Annotated in this window: 1 protein-coding gene; it reads right to left on the reverse strand. The window is 64.9% G+C overall.

Annotation, left to right across the window (positions count from 1 at the left end; genetic code table 11):
- Positions 1-27: 27 nt before the first annotated feature.
- Positions 28-1,536, reverse strand: a complete 1,509-nt coding sequence (locus AB0J46_RS51885) for an ISL3 family transposase (protein ID WP_364344935.1) — start codon at positions 1,534-1,536, stop codon at positions 28-30.
- Positions 1,537-1,691 lie beyond the last annotated feature (155 nt).

Consider the following 1,691-nt stretch of genomic DNA (forward strand, 5'->3'; position numbering starts at 1 on the left):
TGCGGGCTCTGTCGCAGATTGCGTGATCTAGGCGGGACGCAGGATGCGTTTGCGTAGCAGGTCGAGTTTCGCGCGGCCGAACATTTGGCGTTTAAGCATCTTGACGCGATTGACGTGCCCTTCGACAGGACCGGAGCTGTGAGGCAGTGTCAGGCCGTTACGGACGGCGTCGAGATCCCGGCGGAGGTTGCGAGCGAAGGAAGCCAGCGCGGTAAATGAATCCTTTTCGGCTGCGGAAATCCAGGCGTCGAGCTGGTGGCCGTGGAGCTGAGTCATCATGAGGGCGAAGTCCTGGGCATGCCGGGCCAGCCGGTTCAGAGCGCGGCTGCGTGCGTGAAGGGTTCGCAGCTGACCGGCATCGTCAGAGCTCAGGTTCTCGGGGTTGGACATAATCCAGCGGGTGATGTCGCGGCCCGAAGGCGGCCTGGGGGCGGGGACGGCGATCTGACCGGCACCAGTGCGAAAGCGCCGTAGGTAGCGTTGCACTTGCTGCTCGGTACCGGAGTATCCGAGTGTGGTGATCTCCCGGGTGAGCTGGGCGGCGTTTCGAATGCCCTCGTTCCAGCGGCGGTGCAGGTGTTCGTGGTATCCGTCCAGGATGCTGGCACGGTTTTGGCTCATGGCGATCACAGTGTCGACCTCGGCGGCGTTGGCCAGCTTGCGGACGGTTGCGGGATGCAGGCCGAGCTCCCGGCCGATAGCCGCCTTGCTGAGACCCTGTTTCAGCAGGTCATGCACGGCGGCGTGGTGTCGACGCAGTCGGGTGACGACTTTGAGCTCGTGATGGTGCACTACGGGTGGTGGTTCGGCGGTGCAGGTGGCTGCGGCCTCGGCGGTCAGCGCTGCTGCGAGGTCGTGGCGGACGGTGGCGACGTCCTTCTCCACGGCCTGGCCGAGGTTCCGCCACAGATGGAACCGGTCTGCCACTTGCACGGCGTCGGGTGCGCCTTGGCGTGCCCCGTCAGCGTAGCCGCCTGCTCGGTCTCGGCAGATGACCTCTGGTAACGGGTGGTCACGCAGCCAGGCTGCCAGAGCGTCCCCGTCCCTGCCGTCGATCATGTCCACGACCCTGCGGCTTTCCAGATCCACCATGATCGTGCCGTAGCGGTGACCCTTACGTGTGGCGAAGTCATCGACACCCAGCACCCGCACGTGTCCGATCGGCTGCTCAGGCAAAGCCCTGACGCGGCGCAACAGGGTGTCCCGGCCCACTTGCAGACCCAGCGAGGCTGCCAGGCGAACGCCGGCCCGGCCCGCCAGTTCCATCCCTATCGATGCCAGCACCTGCTGCAGGGCGTCGGTGAAGCGCGCATGCGGCCGAGTCAGTCCCGGTACCTGCTCGGCGAACGTCTTCACCGGACACGTGACGCTCACACAGCGAAAACGCCTGACCATCAACTCGATGATCACGCAGGCACCACCCACCACGGCGTCCTTGAGCCGGCGCACGTACCTGCCGTGAACCCGAGCCGATACCCCGCCACAACTCGTGCACGCAGCTCGCACCCCGCTTACCCGAGCACGAATATTCACCATCCCGCCCTCGCGCTTCGCATCCTCCACGGTCAGCACCGTCAGGTGCGGGAGCAGAGCGTCAATCCACTGCGCAAGACACGAAGATCATTATTCCTTCGTGGAACCCGCAACGAGATCGACGATCCGAGGATCACGCAATCTGCGACAGAGCCAAG

Origin of the sequence: Nonomuraea sp. NPDC049758, from assembly GCF_040674635.1 — a bacterium.
Classification (GTDB): Bacteria; Actinomycetota; Actinomycetes; order Streptosporangiales; family Streptosporangiaceae; genus Nonomuraea.